Below are 16,176 nucleotides of genomic sequence, written 5' to 3' on the forward strand. Positions count from 1 at the left end.
AGCGCAAAAGGAGCCTACTTCCGTGAACATCTCTTCCCGCCGCATCGTCGCGTCCGGGACGCTGGCGCTGGCCCTGGTGCCGGCGCTCGGACTGACCGCCGCGCCCGCGCTCGCGGACGTCGACCTCGACGCGGTCGCCGAGGGCATCACCGAGAGCGGCTACTACGTCGACTCGCATGCCAAGTACTACCAGTCGGACGGCGCGCAGGAGCTGCTGCGCTCGGCGCAGGGCCGGTCCGTCCCGGTGTTCATCGCGATCCTGCCCGCGGGGAACGACCCCGCCACCGTCCTGAACCAGCTGCCGGGCCGGATGCAGCGCAAGGGCACCTACGCGGTGCTGGCCGGCGACCAGCTCCGGGTGAAGTCGACGGCGCTGCCCGCCGCCCGCGTGAAGGCCGTCTACGACAAGGCCGTCAAGGCCGGCCGGGGCAAGCCCGACCTGGCGCTGCTGAAGTTCGTCCAGACGCTGCCGGAGTCGAAGTACGCGCCGCCGAAGCCCGGCAAGCCCGGCAACAACGGCAAGCCCGCGCCGGAGGCCTCCGTCCAGCAGCAGGAGGAGAAGACGCTGGCGCAGGCGCAGCCGACCGGGCCCGCCGCCGGCGCCGAGGCCGCGCCGCCGCAGGACGAGGGCGGCTCCGTCCTGCCGTACGCGCTCGGTGGCGGCGGCCTGGTCGCCGTGGCGGCCGCCGGTGCCGGGTTCCTGCTGTGGCGCCGCCGCTCGGCGACCCCCGCGCCCGCCGGCGCCCCTGCCGCGCCCGGTGCCGCCGCGGCACCGCCGCCCGCCCCCGCCCCGCAGCCGCCCGCCGCGCAACCGTCCGCAGAGGCCGCCAAGCCCGCCGAGGCGGGCGAACCGGGCCGGGGCGAGCCCGAGCCGCCCAAGGACGCCTAGGAGCCCACCAGCAGGATCAGGTGCCGTTCCCCGGCCCCCGCCGACAGGACCCTGCCGGGGGCGGTGCCGTCCGACGTGACCAGCGTGCCGGGCCTGCCGCGGGCCGCGGCCCTGCCCGAGCCGAGCTGGCCGCTGCCGCCCGCGCCCCACGTCAGCGTGGTCCCGTCCGCCAGGATCGCCGCGCCGTACGCCTCGCCCGCGAACACCTGCGCGGCGCGCCGCATCCGCTCGGCCTTGCGGCCGGCCACGGCGACGGGTGCGGCGCGCAGCTCCAGCGTCCCGTCGCCGAGCTGCCCGGCCGTGTTGTTCCCCCACGCGACGACGGTGCCGTCCTCGCGCAGCGCGTAGTTGTGCTTCTCCGCCGCGGCGATGGACGTGACGCCGCGCAGGACGCCCTTGCCGCCCGTGCCCGCCACGAGAACGGGGGTGAGCCGGTCCTGGCGGGAGCCGTCGCCGAGCTGCCCGAGATCGTTGTGGCCCCACGCCGCCACCCGTCCGTCGCGCAGCAGCGCCAGGCCGTGCTGGCCGCCGACCGCGACGCGGACGGCGTTCCGGAGCCGCCCGGCGCCGTCCAGGCCGCGCACCGGCACCGGCAGCGGCCGGTTCTCCCGGGTGCCGTCGCCGATCATGCCGTAGGCGTTGGCGCCCCACGCGAGCACCTGCCCGTCGCGGCGCAGCGCCAGCTCGGTGCGCCCGTCGGCGGCGATCGCGACGATGTCGCGGAGCGGCCCGCGCCCGTCCGGCGACCGCACGGTCGTGGGGACGCGCGGGGCGGTGCGGTCGCCGGTGCCGCGCTGGCCGGACGAGCCCTCGCCCCACGTCACCACCGTCCCGTCGCTCCGCAGCGCCATGGAGAAGTCGGTGTTGGCGCTGACGGCGACCACGCCGTCCAGCCGTCCGGGACGCCCGTCGGCCGCGCGGACGGGCACCGGGACGGCGCTGTCGCGGGCGGTGCCGTCGCCGAGCTGGCCGTCCTCGTTGGCGCCCCAGGCGACCACCTCGCCGCTCGCGAGGACCGCCAGCGAGTGCCGCCCGCCGCCCGCGACGGCGCGCGCCCCGTCGAGCACGCCCCGGCCGCCGGGGCCGGTGACCGGGCCGAGCCGCGGGTCGACCGCCGGTCCGGGGCGGCCGAGCTGCCCGTTGGAGTTGAGGCCGCTCGTCCAGACGGCGCCGGTCCCGCCGGCCGCGGCCCCGATGGGCGGCGGCGGGGAGGGGCGCGGCCGCTCCGCGGGCGCGGCCGTGCCGCACGCGGCCGCCGCGAGGACCGCCGGGACGGCCAGCAGCGCGGCGAGCGAGCGGCGTGCGGCGGTCACGCCGCGCGGACGCAGGCGAACAGGTGCCTGCCGTAGTTGTCCTCGTAGGGCGGGCGGGCGTCGTCGTCGGGACCGAGGTCGACGATCTCGTCGAAGCCGGTGTGCTCGCGCAGGAACCGCTCGACGCGGGCCGGGTCCCAGCCGCGCAGCGACTCGGCGAACCACGCCTCGTTGTCCTGGCCGGTGTCGAAGAACAGGACCCGGCCGGTGGCCCGGTCGAGCAGCCGGATCAGCTCCTCGGCGCTGACGGAGCCGCGGCCGAGGACGAAGTGGTGCAGCAGGCTGAAGCAGGACACCACGTCCCAGCGGCCGGCGTCGTGGCCGCCGAGGAACTCGACGCAGTCACCGGTGGAGACGACGCCGTCCGGGAGCCCGTAGACGGCCTGCCCGAGCGGGACGGCGAGCGGGTCGCGCTCGATGCCCTCGGCGTCGAAGCCGCGCTCGGCCATCTCCGCGACGAACCAGCCGTAGCAGCTGGCGACGTCCAGGTAGCGGCCCCCGGCGATGCCGCGCTCGGCGAGGAAGGCGTCCATCTTGGCGAGCCGGTCGGTGCACTGCCGGACCGTCGTCCACCCCGACCGCAGCTCGGGCGCGTCGACCGGCTGGTACAGCTCGTGCGTGCCGTCGAGCCAGCTCATCTTGAGCAGCAGGTCCTGGAGGGGAGTGGTGACGGGCAGCCACTTGGCGACGACGTTGCCGCCGTCCGCGCCGCTCATCGCGGCGATCGCGAGCCGGTGGTGGCCGTCGAGGATCTGGTACTGGTCGGAGCCGCGGACGGGCGCGACGAGCACCGGGTCCTGCGGGCCGCTCTGCTGCGGGCGCGGCTGCGCGCCGGGCACCTCCTCGCCGCGGTACCGGGCGATGAACGCGCGGGCGGCGGCGAGCACGCCGGCCTCGTCGGTGCCGCCGAAGTAGTCGCCGCCCGCCTCGATGCAGCGCAGCCCCAGCCGGCCGTAGCCGCTGGCGAGGATCTCCTCGTCGGTCAGGTCCGGACGCTCGTCCGCGAGCCGCAGCAGGGCGACGTGGGGGCCGTCCAGGAACGGGGTGGACGGCCACAGCAGGTCGCCGGTGCGCTCGGCGAACTCGCGGGCCGTCCAGCCGCCCTGCGCGCCGACGAGCAGCTGGTCGAACCGGACCGGCACCTTCCACGGGCGGCGCAGCACCGCCGTGGACACCGCCACGCGCGCCGCCGCCGGGATCGGCAGCGACCGGCCCGCGTCCACCAGCCGCCCGTACACCGGGCCGCTCGGCGCGAGCCCGCTCTTGCGCAGCACCGCCCGGGACTTGCGGCGGACCCGCTGCATTCCCGGCATGTCAATTCCCGTGGGCATGGACGCTCCTGGCAGGTGTCGTGTCGGTGGCCGGCGGGGCGGGGGCGCCCGCGGGCGCGGACGCGGCGCGGCCGCGCCTCCCCGGCAGCAGGGAGGCGAAGGCGGTCAGGGCCAGCCGCTCGCGGCCGGCCCACAGTAGGGCAAAGTACAGGATCGCACCCGGGACCAGGGCACATGCGAGCGCGGCGGGGCTGGATCCGGCCACGAGCCGGACGGCCAGCGGCAGCGCCGCGAAGCTCACCAGCGCCGAGCCGCCCGCCCAGAACAGGCCCGCGCTCGCCGGGCTCATGCCGAGGATCCGGCGGACCTGGACGAGGGCCAGCAGCGTCCGGACGAGCAGCCCGCACGCCCGCGCCATCGCCGCCCCGGCGATCCCGAACGGCGGGATCAGCAGCACGTTCAGCACCAGGTTCACCCCGAGCGCGGTGCTCTGGTTGACCAGGCTCAGCCCGCTGCGGCCCGCCATCAGCAGCATCACGTCGCGGGCGCCGGTCGCGGTCGCCACCAGCATCGCCATCGCGAGGATCACCGTGACGACCTCGCCCGTCCCGCGGTACCCCTCGCCGAACGAGCCCACGTAGACCGGGGCGCCGACGGCGATCGACAGGTGCACGGGCCAGGCGAGCGCGAGGTTCCAGGACGCGCACACGGCGAAGATCCGCTGCGCTCCGGCATGGTCGGCGAGCGCCATCAGCCGGCTCACCGCGGGCTGCATCACGTTCTGCACGGCCTGCGTGACGAGCTGGCTGATCACGATGAACCGGGTCGCGGCCGTGTACACCGCCGCCTCGCGCGGCGAGCTGAGCGCCGCGACGAGCACGATGTCGGCGCGCTGGAACGCCGTCTGGCAGACCTGCGCGAAGGCGCGCGGCGCCGTGAAGCGCCAGAACCCGCCCGCGAGCGGCCGCCACCCGGCCGCGGCCGGCGGGGCGCCCGCGGTGGCGGTGGCGCGGCCGGCCCGGCTGATCTTCAGGTACCAGAGCGCGGCCACGACCAGGCAGGGCAGGTAGGGCGCCGCCCAGGCCAGCGCGAGCCACACCGCGTCGTCGGCCAGCAGCGCCGCCGCGACCACCCCGGCGACCTGGAGCGTCTGCCGCAGGATCTTGTCGACGAGGACGGTGGGCCGCATCGAGCCGTGGCCCCGGGTGGCCGCGAGGAGGGCGTCGTGCGCGCCGGCGAGCGGCAGGAACAGCGCCAGCACCCGCACCATGTCCACGGCCTGGCCGGGGTCGCCGGCGCCGATGTGCCCGGCCGTCCACGGCGCGGTGAGGGCCAGCGCGAGCCCGCCGGCCGCGGCCGTGGCCACGACCGGGACGAGCGCCACCGGCACCGTCCGCCGCGCCGCGTCCCGGTCGCCGAGCGCGAGATGGCGGGGTACCCAGCGCAGCAGGCCCGCGTCGGTGCCGAGGCCCGAGACCGCCTGCAGGATGATGAACAGCGACGTCGCCGCGAAGAACGTGCCCGCGATCCGCTGCGAGTACAGGTGCGCGACGATGAAGACCAGCGCGAGGCCCTGGACGCCCGCGACGCCGGCGCCCACCAGGTTCAGGGCGCCGCCCCTGGCCAGCCTGTTCAGGTTGGGGCCGGAGTCCGGCCCGCCCGGTTTCCGCTCGTCCGCCGCCGCCCCCGGGTCAGGACCCGGCATGGCGGCCGGCCTTGTGCGGCTTCTTGCCGTAGCGCGGCGCGACCTCCCCGGGCGCGGCGCCCGGGGGCTTCGCGGGGAGCGGCGCGTCGGTGCCGTCGTCGGGCAGGTCGGGCGGCATGTACTTGGAGATGTCCTCCTGCGTGCGCGACGACGCCGACTCCAGCGCCGCCTCGGTCTCCGGGTCGGCGGCTTCCACCGCCTCCGGGGCCTCCGCGCCGGACGGCGTGCGCGGACGCGCCGTCCCGGTGCCCTGGGTGACGTCGGTCGGGGAGACCGGCCGGGGGGCGACGGGCTTGCCCGGCCCGGACGGCGGGTCCAGCGAGGGCGGGAGGGCGCGGCGGCGCCCCTCCGGCCGCGGCGCGCCGCGGCGGCGGGACGGGGCCGGCCGCGCCTCGCCCGTGCGGGGCTGCTGGCCGACCTGCGGCAGCGCCTGCGTGGTCATCGTCGCGGATTCGGCGGCGTCCGCCTCGGCCTCGTCCTGCGGCATGCCCGGCCAGTAGCCCGGCTTCTCCTCGCCGCGCCCGGCGGGCCGGACGTCGTCGGCCGCGGGGTCGTCAGCCCAGGCGAGCGACGCCTCGGGGGCGGCGTGGCGCTCACCGCCGCGCGGCTCGCCCGCGGCGCCCCGCATCTCGCCGCCCTGGGGCGGCCGGGCCCGGCGGGGCTGCGCGGCGGGACGCTGCGAGCGCCCGCGCTGCTCCGGCGGCTCCAGCAGGGCGCCCAGCACGGTGACGCCGGCGCGCTCGGCCTCCACGTACGCCTGGCGCAGCTCCTCCCGCGTCGTCACGCCCTGGTTGACCACCAGGACGACCGCGTCCACGAAGGTGCACAGCGCCTGCGCGTCCGCGTCGTGCAGGCTCGCCGCGTTCACGATGAGGTACTCGCTGCGGCGGCGCAGCACCTTCACGGTCTCGCGCATCCGCGGGCCGCTGAACCGGTGCGCGGCCTCGCGGGCGCGCGGCCCGCGCGGCAGCAGCCGCAGCTGGGAGTCGGTGTGGATCAGCAGGGTCGCCGGGTCGGTGCCGCTGAGCAGCGTGTCCGACAGGCCCTTGCCGGCCCGCGCGCCGAACAGGCCGCTCACGTCGACGTCCTCGGTGGTGGCGTCGATCATGATCGTCTTGGCGCCGGCGAACGCCAGCGAGACCGCGAGGTTGGCGCTGGCCAGCCGGGCGCTGCCGCCCGGGGTGGCGTTGCTGACCAGCAGCGCCACCGGGGTCTGCGGCGCGGTCGCCACGACCGCGGCGCGCAGCCGCCGGTAGGCCTCGCCGGCCGGGCTCTTGGGCGCGCTGACCAGGGCGAGGGTGTCGCCGGGCGGGCCGCCCGCCGGGATCGCCGACAGCGTCCGGACGCCGAGGCCCTCGATCGCCTCGGTGTTGCGCAGCCGCTGGTTCAGCCGCTCCCGCAGCAGCATGATCACGAACCCGGCGACCAGCCCGAGGACCAGGCCGCCGGCGCCGTACATCGCGGGCCGGATGATGCCGGGGCCGCTCGGCGCGTCCGCCGGGGTGATGACCTGGCCGGGGTCGAGCGGGGTGCTCGCGATGTCGTTGGACTGCTCGTCGATCACGCCGAGCTGGTTGGTGTAGGCGGTGACGCGCTGCTGGAGGGTGGAGCGGCGGGAGCCGGAGGACGCGGCCAGCTCGTTGTTGGCCCGCTGCAGCAGCCGCTCGACCCGGGCGGCCTGCGTCTTGAGCTTGGCGAGCTGGTTGTTCACCACGCTCTGCGCCCGCTGCGTCCGGTACTCCAGGTAGGCGTCGGCGAACGCCTGCGCGCCCGAGCGGGCCTGCCCGGAGCTGCCCGCCGTGTAGGTGAGGTTGAGCACCTGGGTGTTGGGCGGGACGGAGACGGCGATGTCGCCCTCCGCCTCCTGCCCGAGCTTCTTCTCGACGATCTTGGCGACGCTGTCGGTGGAGACGAGCTGCGCCTCCGTCTGCAGGTTCACCAGGTCGTCGCCGCGGCCCTCCGGCGAGTACGGGTTGCCCTCCAGCGGGCTCACCAGCACCGTCGCGGTCGCCTTGAACGGCGGCGGCACGGCGATCTCCAGGGCGACGCCGGCGCCGGTGCCGAGCACGGCGAGCACGATCAGTGCGGCCGTGTACCGCCGGACCAGGGACAGCAGGTGCCCTCCCTGTGGGTCGGCCGTCTGGTCAGCTCCCACGACGATCCCCCTCATCGATCCGAATCGTGCTCGACGGAATGTTCTCCACGACTTTAACCGCGCGTTGCACGGGGACGGTTCCGTTCATCTCAACCTCGTCCGGGAGCGGTGGCCCGCGCCGGGGTGCGGCCGGGTGCGCGCCGCGGCTCCCGGGGTGCGGGGCCGCGGAGCGCGGGGGCGGTGAGCACGATGACGCGGGCGGGGTTGGCGGCCTGGTCGAGGGCCAGCACCCCGCTCGCGACCTCGCGGTCGAGGGCGCGTCCCCGCTCGGCCACGACCAGGGCCAGGTCGCTGGCCCCGGCCGCGGCGATGGTGTCGGCGCCGTTGATGTCGGGGGTGGTGATGACGACGATGCGCGACACCCGGCCCGCCTTGTCGACGGCGCGGGTGAGCTGCCGGTCGTCGTCGCTGCGCACCAGCCGGACGTTGAACGAGCGGGGCGCCCGCCCGGGGCGCTCCGGCTCGGCGCCCTCGCCCTGCGCGGCGATCCGCAGCACGGTCGTCGGCGAGCCGCCCTCGGTGCACAGCTCGGCCAGCTCGTAGGCGATCTCGGTGCCCGCGGTCCCGGGAACGCCGGCGACGAGCACCGTGGTGGCCTCGGCGTCGAAGACCAGGTTGCGCAGCCGCCGCGCGACCTCGCGGTGGCCGCCGCCGAGCGTCGCCGCCTCCACCATGATCGGGTGGCGGCTGTGCAGCCGGAGGTCGGCGGGCCGCCGGATCCGGCGCGGCCGCGTCTCGCGGACCAGCACGTAGCCGATCCAGCCGAGCAGGCCGAGCCCGAGGCCGGTGGCGCCGGAGATGTCGCGCTCGGGGTCGTCGCGCCGCTCGGGCAGCGGCGCGGTGCGCAGCACCTCGCCGGGCTGCTCCGCCTTGGCCTTGGTGGCGGCGACCTGCTTCTCCACGTCGCGGATCTGCTTCACGAGCGCCTGCCGGCGGGTGCGCGTGGTGAGCCGGCGCAGCTCGTCCTCGTCGCCGGGCAGCGCGGCGAGCTGCCTCTTCAGCAGCTCGACGTTCTGTTCCAGCGCCAGCCGGTTGCTCTCCTGCACCTGGCCCATGATCTTCGTGCGCAGCCCCAGGTAGGCGTCGGCGACGACCTGGGCGCCGTCCTTGGCGGTCCGGGGCGTGCCGGCCCGCACGCCGATCGTCAGCACGTGCGTGTTGGACGGCACGGTCAGGTCGATGCGCTCGCGCAGCTCCTCGTCGGACGCGTCGAAGCCGGGCCGCTCCCGCAGCCGCGACAGCACCGCGTCCGACCACACGAGCTGGGCCTCGGTGTCCATCGTGGTCTCGCGGGGCGCGCGGGTGTTGGTGTCGATCGCCGACCCGCGCTCGATGCCGGGATGCAGCGTGACCGGCGGCGCCAGCACGTAGATCCGCGCGGTGTAGGTGGCCGGCGTCAGCATGATCTTCGCGACGCCGACCCCGCACCCGGCCACGACCGCGATCAGGAGGGCCGCCAGGTGCCGGCGGACCGCGCCCGCGTACCGGGTGACCGGGATGGAGTCCGGCGCGAGCGGAGGCTCCGCCTGCACGCTGGACGGCCCGAGGATGCGTTTGCTCATCGCGGCCTCATCGCCGCCAGGCGGGTTCGGCGCCGAGCAGGGCGGCGAGCTTGTCGTCCCAGGGGGCGTAGTGGTCGGCCAGGCGGCGCTGCAGACGGTCCGGCAGCGGCGATCCGGGCCGGGCGTTGTGCCGCTCGAACGACGCGGGCCGCCACCGCGGCAGCCCGAGGAAGTCCAGGGCGGAGTCGTAGCAGGGCTCGGGCTCGGAGAAGAAGTCCTCCGCGTACAGCACCAGCACCCGCTCGCGCCCGAAGAGCTCGAAGAGCCGCTCGATCTGGTCGGCGTACTGGCCGCGGTCCAGGTAGGAGTGGTGCCGGTGGCCGTGGCTCACGTACCCGGGATCGGCCTTGATCTTCTCGACCTCGCCGGCGAGCCGCTCGGGCTCCAGGTCCAGGGCCCGCTCGAACGGCTCGGTCTCGAACCCGCGGGCGAGCTCGTGCTTGTGCGCGGAGTAGGCGCGCACGACCGGGTCGCGCAGCAGCGCGATGAGCTTCACGCCGGGCAGGTCCCGCGCGATCCGCTCCGGCGCGAGCGGGTGGTGCATGTAGTAGCCGGCGGACTCGAACGCCTGCGGGGCGGCCCCGTCCGCGCGCCTCTCGGCGAGCGTCCGGACGGGGAAGTGCCCCCGGTACCAGCCGAGCCCGCGCGGGTAGTTGACGTCGAAGTAGTGCACGCCCTTGTGGAAGTTCGGCTGGACGACCGCCGGGTGCGCGGCCAGCGCCCGGAACAGTGAGGTGGTGCCGCCGCGCTGGGTGCCGACCATGAGGAAGTCCGGGAGCATGCGGGCGCCGGAGGTCAGCCGGCCGCCGGCGCGCGTCGCGGCCCGGCCCGCCTCCTTGACCCACTGGGGGGGCGTCGCGGCGTGAGATCACGGATTCCTCCCGAGGTCGGTGCGCAGGAGGCCGAGCAGGCGCTCGGTGTCGGCGCGCAGCGGCCCGCCGATCGGCTCCTGGGCGGCCAGCAGGTAGCGGCGGCACAGCTCCAGCAGGTAGAGCCGGACGGTCGCCTCCGCCGCGGCGCCCGCCAGCCCGAGCGGCCGCAGCACGGCGGCGGCCCCGTCCGGCCACGCGGCGTACGGCGGGCCCGGTGCGGTCCGCATCGCCTCCTGGAGCCGGTAGTGCAGCAGGTCGAACCCGTTCGGGACGCCCCGCGCGAAGCGCTCCCAGTCCCACAGGCGCAGGACGCCGCGGTACCAGGCCATGTTCCACGGCGTCCAGTCGCCGTGCCAGGCCCCGAAGTCCAGGGCCAGGTCGCCGTGCGCCTTGCCGACGCCCTCGACGACGTCGCCGAAGGCGGTGCGCTGCCGCTCGTCAAGGATCCCGGCCGGGCTCGCGGTCATCCCGTCCCAGAAGCCGCTGTCGCGCAGCGGTGCCCGCTCGACGCCGCCGACCTCGAACAGCGTCCGCATCTCGGCGACCGGGGCCCGCCCGCGCGGGCGCCAGCCGAGCGCGCTGGTCGGGAGCGGCTCCAGGACGAGCAGGTCCAGGCCGTTCCAGGTGCCGTGGTGGAGCAGTCCGGGGACGTGCAGCCGCCCGCGGGACCCGGGCCGGGGCAGGTGCTCGTTCAGGTAGGCCAGCGCGGCGGCCTCCCCGGCGAGCAGGCCACGGGCCGTGCCGGTGTCGCCGACCTTGACGAACGCGACCGGCTCCCCGCGCGGCGACAGCACGTGCAGGATCGGCTTGCGGTTCGCGCGCGCACTGCCGAGGCCGACGCTGACGACGACCTGCCGGCCGAGCAGCTCGGCCAGCCGGTCCTCGATGGACGCGCCGCCGCCGGTGACGCGGAGCCGGTCGTGCAGCGTCCGCTCGGGCAGCCCGGTGCGCACGGCCGCCGCCGTCAGCCCGCGGGTGGCGCGCTGCTTGAGACCGAGGTCGTGGCTGTAGCGGCGCAGCGCCGCCGCGGTGGCGCGCGGCAGCCCCGCCGGGACGAGCAGCCGCGGATGCTCGGCGTCCGGCAGGAACGCCAGCTCGCGCCGCGCGTCCCCGGACCGTCCGGGCCCGACCGCCTCGACCCGCGCGTCCGGCCACAGCTCCCGGACCGCCGCGATCCAGGCGGCCCGCGTCTCCGTCTCGCCGCCGCTCATCGGGCGGCCTCCACGGCCTCCGCGGCCGGCTCGCCGGCCGGGTCCTCGGCCTGCTCCCCGCCGAGCGCGCGGGGGCGGGGACGCGGCCGCGCCGCGGAGCGGGCGTCCCTGCTCGCCCGCCACATCAGCGCCACCGCGATCATCACCGTGTACAGCGGTACCTCCACCATGTCGTAAGTGATCATGAAAAGCCCGCAGGCGATCAGGACGGCGCAGCCCGCCAGCGAGTACGCGCCGCGTTCCCGCCAGTGCCGCAGGAACCGGATCGCGAAGAACGCGCAGAAGACGATCGTCCCGACCACGCCGTTGGCGAACAGCAGCAGCCACAGGTGGCCCTGGGTGCCGAGCGGCGGCGACCCGCACGCCTTGCAGCCGATCTTGTCGCCGCCGGAGACCTGGCCGAGGTCGCCCTGCACGTTGCGGGTGGACCCGAACCCGACCAGCGGGGACCCGGTCAGGGCGCTGCGGGTGGTCTCCTCCGCGAGCAGCGTCCGGCGGTTGTTGCTGTGCGGGTTGTCCAGCCGGTCCTGGACGAGCCCCGGCAGCGGCGACAGCGCCACCACGATCGCGCCGGCCGCCGCCAGGCCCGCCGTCCAGGCGATGACCCGGGGCCCGCCGACCTGGAGGAGCTTGACGACGCCGAACAGCCCGATCGCGCCGAGCGCCAGCCACAGGCCCCGGTTCAGCGAGTACACGACCGGCCACAGCGACGCGACGAGGACGGCCAGCGCGAACACCCGGCGCCGCGTCGAGGCGCGCACGATCCAGGTGAGCAGGAAGTACGGGAGGAAGAACGCGTAGGCGGCGCCCCAGGTGTTCGCGTACGCGAACGGGGCCATCGGCCGGGACTGCTCGAACCCGAGGATCGACTCGATGTCGGCGACCTTCGGGTGGACGATGTCGCGGACGAAGGAGTTGCTCGTCAACCCCTGCGGCAGCAGCATCTCCACCGGCGAGGTGAGCTGGATCGACGGGAAGAACGACCCGATCAGGCCGCCGATCGTCGTCACGACGAACATGAACCCGAGCAGCCTGCCGACCCGTCCGGACGGCAGCTCCCGCTCGCTCATGTTGCCGACGTAGAGCAGCACGATCGTGAACGACAGGTACCAGGCGAGCCGGTAGCCGTAGACGAGGACCCGGCTGAACCCGCCGCCGGGCTCGGCGAGGGGCGCGTCCGCCCACAGCACGAGCACGCCCAGCATGACCCACACCAGGAAGAACAGCCACGCCGCGAACCCGCTCGGCGCGACGAGCGTGCCGCGCCGCCGCCACAGCGTCATCGCCATCGGCACGCTGGCGACCAGCAGCACGACGTTGGCCAGGCCGAGCACCCACCACAGCGGGAAGCCGAGCAGCGCGAGGCCGAGCGGCCACCCCGGCCGCAACCGCCACGGCAGGAGCCGCGGCGGCGCGAGGGGTGTGCTCCCCGCGATCCCTCGCATCCCGGCCAATCACCACTCCGTTCCCCTGGACGCACCGTCGGGTGCGCGGACCGCGCCGTCCGGGCCCCGGACGCACGCCGCATGGTGGAGGACGTCCCGCCGTCTGCCAGGGGCGACAACGGCCCGTGGCCGGATCCGGCCACCGGATCCGGTCGTCCGCCGGGGCCGGGGAGGCGTCCTTCCGAGGTGCGCAGCGTACCCCGCGGGGCGCGATGGACGTGCCCGCGCATGCGCGTGAACGCCCGACGCCGGCCCGATCGCGACGCCGTCCGGTGACCGGAACCGGAAAGTTGCTGATCGCAACGGCTGGCCGCACGGCCCGCTGGCTACGATTGCGCGGCGCCGTCTGCCTTCGCAGGCAAGACACGGCGCTTCTACTTCTACGTGCACGGAGGGGTCGATGGGCAGACGCAGGTGGGGGGCTCTGGCCGCGGGGGCCGCGCTCGCACTGGGAACGCTGACGGGGAGCCTTGCCGTCACCGGTCCCGCCAGCGCGGACCAGAGGGGGTCCGAGCCCGACCACGGCCGGATCGTCAGCGCCGATCCGGCGAACAGCACGCCGAACGTCCTGGACGGCGAGGTCAAGTCGATCATCAAGATCGGCGCGAAGATCTACGTCGGCGGCTCCTTCACCCAGGTCAGGGAGGCGGGATCGGGCAAGCCCAGCCTCACCCGCAACCGGCTGTTCGCCTTCGACGCCGCCACCGGCGCGATCGACCCGTCCTTCACGCCCAGCCTCAACAAGGGCGAGGCGAGCGCGCTGCTGCCCGCCCCCGACGGCCAGTCCATCTACGTCGGCGGCAACTTCAGCGAGATCAACGGCGTCCGGCACTTCGTCCTCGCCCGGATCAACGCCCAGACCGGCGCCCCCATCACCTCGTTCAACCCGCAGCTCGACGCCCGCGTCCGCGACCTGCGGCTGGCCGGCGGCCGGCTGTACGTCGGCGGCACCTTCGCCACCGCCGGCGGCGCCGCGCGCCCCGCCCTCGCCACCCTCGACCCGCAGACCGGCGCCCGCGACGACTTCGCGAACCTGAACATCGCCGGCACCCAGACCGGCGACGGCGTCACCCAGATCTACAAGATGGACATCAGCCCCGACGGCTCCAAGCTCGTCGGCATCGGCAACTTCAGCTCGGTCGCGGGCAGCACCCGCCGCCAGATCGTCATGGTGGACCTGACCGGCACCGCCGCGAGTCTCGCGAACTGGGACACCACCCGCTACGGCGACCAGTGCTCGCAGTCCTTCGACACCTACATGCGCGACGTCGAGTTCTCTCCGGACGGCCGGTACTTCGTCGTCACGACCACCGGCGCCTACGGCGGCTCGTCCAAGCTGTGCGACACCCAGGCCCGCTGGGAGAGCGCCGCGGCCGGCGGCGGCCAGCAGCCGACCTGGGTGAACTACACCGGCGGCGACACCAGCTACGCCGTCGAGATCACCGACACCGCCGTCTACGTCGGCGGGCACTTCCGCTGGGCCAACAACCCGTTCGCCGGCGACCGCCCCGGCCAGGGCGCCGTCGGCCGCGAGGGCATCGCCGCGCTCGACCCCGAGAGCGGCCTGCCGTTCCGCTGGAACCCCGGACGGGACAAGGGCGTCGGCGTCTTCGACATGCTCGCCACCGACGAGGGCCTGTGGGTCGGCAGCGACACCGACAACATCGGCGGCGAGTTCCACCAGAAGCTCGCGCTGTTCCCCCTCGCCGGCGGCACGACCGTCCCCGCGTACAACACCGGCGAGCTGCCGGGCAACGTCTACTCGGGCGGCGGCATCGGCGTCGGCGCCGCCAACTACCTCAAGCACCGCTCGTTCGACGGCACCACCACCGGCGCCGAGGTCGCCGACGGCACCGCCGGGGTCGACTGGCGGACCGCCCGCGGCGCCTTCATGGTGAACGGCGAGCTGTTCTACGGCGCCTCGGACGGCTCGTTCAACCGGCGCTCCTTCGACGGCACCGCCCTCGGCACCCCCACCGCCATCGACACCGGCGACCAGCTCGTCAACATGAGCACCTGGCACTCGCAGGTGCAGAACATCGCCGGCATGTTCTTCTCCAACGGCCGGATCTACTACACGCGCGGCCAGTCCGCGCTGTACTTCCGGACCTTCAACCCGGAGAGCAACGTCGTCGGCGCGCAGGAGTCCACCGCCGTCGGCAACCTGCCCGGCATGAGCTGGAGCTCCGTCGGCGGCATGTTCGTCGACGACGGCAAGCTCTACTACGTCAACAACTCCAACGGCCGGCTGTACCGGGTCGCGTTCTCCGCGGCCGGCGTGCCCTCGGGATCCCCGACCGAGGTCAGCACCGCCGACTGGCGGGGCCGGACGGTCTTCCTCTACGCCGGGACCCCGAACCAGACCCCGAACGCCGCGTTCACCAGCAACTGCGACGCGCTCGACTGCGCCTTCAACGCGTCCGGCTCGTCCGACCCCGACGGCACGATCGCCTCGTACGAGTGGGACTTCGGCGACGGCGAGACCGGCACCGGCGCCACCCCGGAACACGCCTACGACGAGGCAGGCACCTACACGGTCAAGCTGACGGTCACCGACAACCGCGGCGGTAAGGGCACCAAATCCCAGACGGTCACGGTCGCGCCGAACCAGGTGAACATCGCCTACCGCGGCGGCGCGGGCGGCAACGCCAACGTCACGACCGCCTACGCCGACGTCCCCCCGGCCGTCCAGCCCGGCGACGGCATGATCATGGTGCTCACCTACAACAGCGGCAGCGCGTCGATGACGACACCGCCGGCCGGCTGGACCCAGGTCGACACCCAGACCGCGGGCAGCGCCACCTCGATCCTCTGGAAGCGCGTGGCCCAGGCCGGCGACGCCGGCAGCCGCGTCAACATCCAGCTGAGCGACTACACCAAGGCCGACATCAGGCTCCTCGCCTACTCGGGCACCGACCCCACCGACCCGGTCGCCGCGGTGGCCAAGGGCGCCGACCCGGGCTCGGTGACCGAGCACACCAGCCCCAACGCGCCCGTCGCCGCCGCCGGTATGTGGGCCATCACCTACTGGGGCGACAAGTCGTCCAGCACCACCTCCTGGACGGCACCGTCCGGCGTCGAGACCCGAGGCACGGGCATCGGCTCCGGCAGCGGCCGCATCACCAGCCTGATCGTCGACAGCAACGGCACCGTCCCCACCGGCACCTACGGCAACAAGACGGCGACCACAGACGCAGCAAGCAGAGCCGCCATGTGGACTGTCGTTCTCCAGGGGTAGCGACCCCCCTGGAACCCCCCGTTGCGGGCGGGCAACCACTTTGCGATCCGCTGGCGCGTCTCGCAAAGCGGCTCCCCGCCCGTCGGGTCGGGCGACCTCCGGGCGCTAGAGCGCCCTCCGGCCGCCCGACCCGCAAGTCACGGCCTGAGCCCCGCGCAACAAAATTAAGCACCACTCCAAGAGCCCAACAAAAGTGCACCACCCAAGAGCGCTCTTTGCTGTGAACGATTCGAACGCTCTTGGGTTAAAGCTCAGCCGGGGTCACGGGCAGGCGCGTGGAGCGAGTGCAGCGAGCGCAGCGCGCATGCCCGTCGAGCCGGGCGACCGCAGCGACACGTCGCAAACCCGCACGGTCACGACAAGCCGCACCGTGGCGTGAGGATCGACCGGCTCGTAACGGGGGTTCCAGGGGGTCGTCCCCCTGGGTGAGCACGGTCACGGGCAGGCGCGTGGAGCGAGTGCAGCGAGCGCAGCGCGCATGCCCGTCGAGCCGGGCGACCGCAGCGACACGTCGC

At 75.0% G+C, this 16,176-nt stretch carries 10 protein-coding genes; 2 read left to right on the forward strand and 8 right to left on the reverse strand.

The window, feature by feature from the left end; translation table 11 throughout:
• Positions 1-22 precede the first annotated feature (22 nt).
• Positions 23-889: a hypothetical protein gene (locus tag BM339_RS11740; protein WP_075020841.1), complete on the forward strand. Its 867-nt coding sequence runs from the start codon at positions 23-25 to the stop codon at positions 887-889.
• Here the strand turns inward: BM339_RS11740 and BM339_RS11745 are convergent.
• From BM339_RS11745 to BM339_RS11780, 8 genes are all read right to left on the reverse strand, one after another.
• Positions 886-2,202, reverse strand: coding sequence for an RCC1 domain-containing protein (locus BM339_RS11745; RefSeq protein WP_024936794.1), 1,317 nt, complete (start codon positions 2,200-2,202; stop codon positions 886-888). The genes BM339_RS11740 and BM339_RS11745 overlap by 4 nt on opposite strands.
• Entirely contained in the window at positions 2,199-3,533 is a 1,335-nt protein-coding gene (locus BM339_RS11750; protein WP_250371840.1) for a ParB N-terminal domain-containing protein, read from the reverse strand. Before BM339_RS11750 ends, BM339_RS11745 begins: the two co-directional genes overlap by 4 nt.
• Positions 3,517-5,178, reverse strand: coding sequence for an MATE family efflux transporter (locus tag BM339_RS11755; protein ID WP_075020843.1), 1,662 nt, complete (start codon positions 5,176-5,178; stop codon positions 3,517-3,519). The genes BM339_RS11750 and BM339_RS11755 overlap by 17 nt, the downstream gene beginning before the upstream one ends.
• A complete protein-coding gene (locus tag BM339_RS11760) occupies positions 5,165-7,333 on the reverse strand; it encodes a tyrosine-protein kinase domain-containing protein (RefSeq protein ID WP_177287674.1) in 2,169 nt (722 codons plus the stop codon). The genes BM339_RS11755 and BM339_RS11760 overlap by 14 nt, the downstream gene beginning before the upstream one ends.
• 89 nt (positions 7,334-7,422) lie before the next feature.
• Complete coding sequence (locus BM339_RS11765; RefSeq protein ID WP_075020845.1) at positions 7,423-8,895, reverse strand: GumC domain-containing protein; 1,473 nt, start codon at positions 8,893-8,895, stop codon at positions 7,423-7,425.
• Positions 8,896-8,902: 7 nt separating this feature from the next.
• Entirely contained in the window at positions 8,903-9,676 is a 774-nt protein-coding gene (locus tag BM339_RS11770; protein WP_083597555.1) for a sulfotransferase domain-containing protein, read from the reverse strand.
• 87 nt (positions 9,677-9,763) lie between these two features.
• Complete coding sequence (locus BM339_RS11775) at positions 9,764-10,978, reverse strand: hypothetical protein (protein WP_021599644.1); 1,215 nt, start codon at positions 10,976-10,978, stop codon at positions 9,764-9,766.
• Positions 10,975-12,423 (reverse strand): hypothetical protein, encoded by a 1,449-nt coding sequence (locus BM339_RS11780; RefSeq protein WP_024935985.1) that lies wholly within the window; start codon positions 12,421-12,423, stop codon positions 10,975-10,977. Before BM339_RS11780 ends, BM339_RS11775 begins: the two co-directional genes overlap by 4 nt.
• A 400-nt stretch (positions 12,424-12,823) precedes the next feature.
• Between BM339_RS11780 and BM339_RS11785 the strand changes: the two genes are divergently transcribed.
• Entirely contained in the window at positions 12,824-15,661 is a 2,838-nt protein-coding gene (locus tag BM339_RS11785; RefSeq protein WP_075020847.1) for a PKD domain-containing protein, read from the forward strand.
• The last annotated feature ends 515 nt before the right edge of the window (positions 15,662-16,176 follow it).

The sequence above is a fragment of the Actinomadura madurae genome (assembly GCF_900115095.1).
GTDB lineage: Bacteria > Actinomycetota > Actinomycetes > Streptosporangiales > Streptosporangiaceae > Spirillospora > Spirillospora madurae.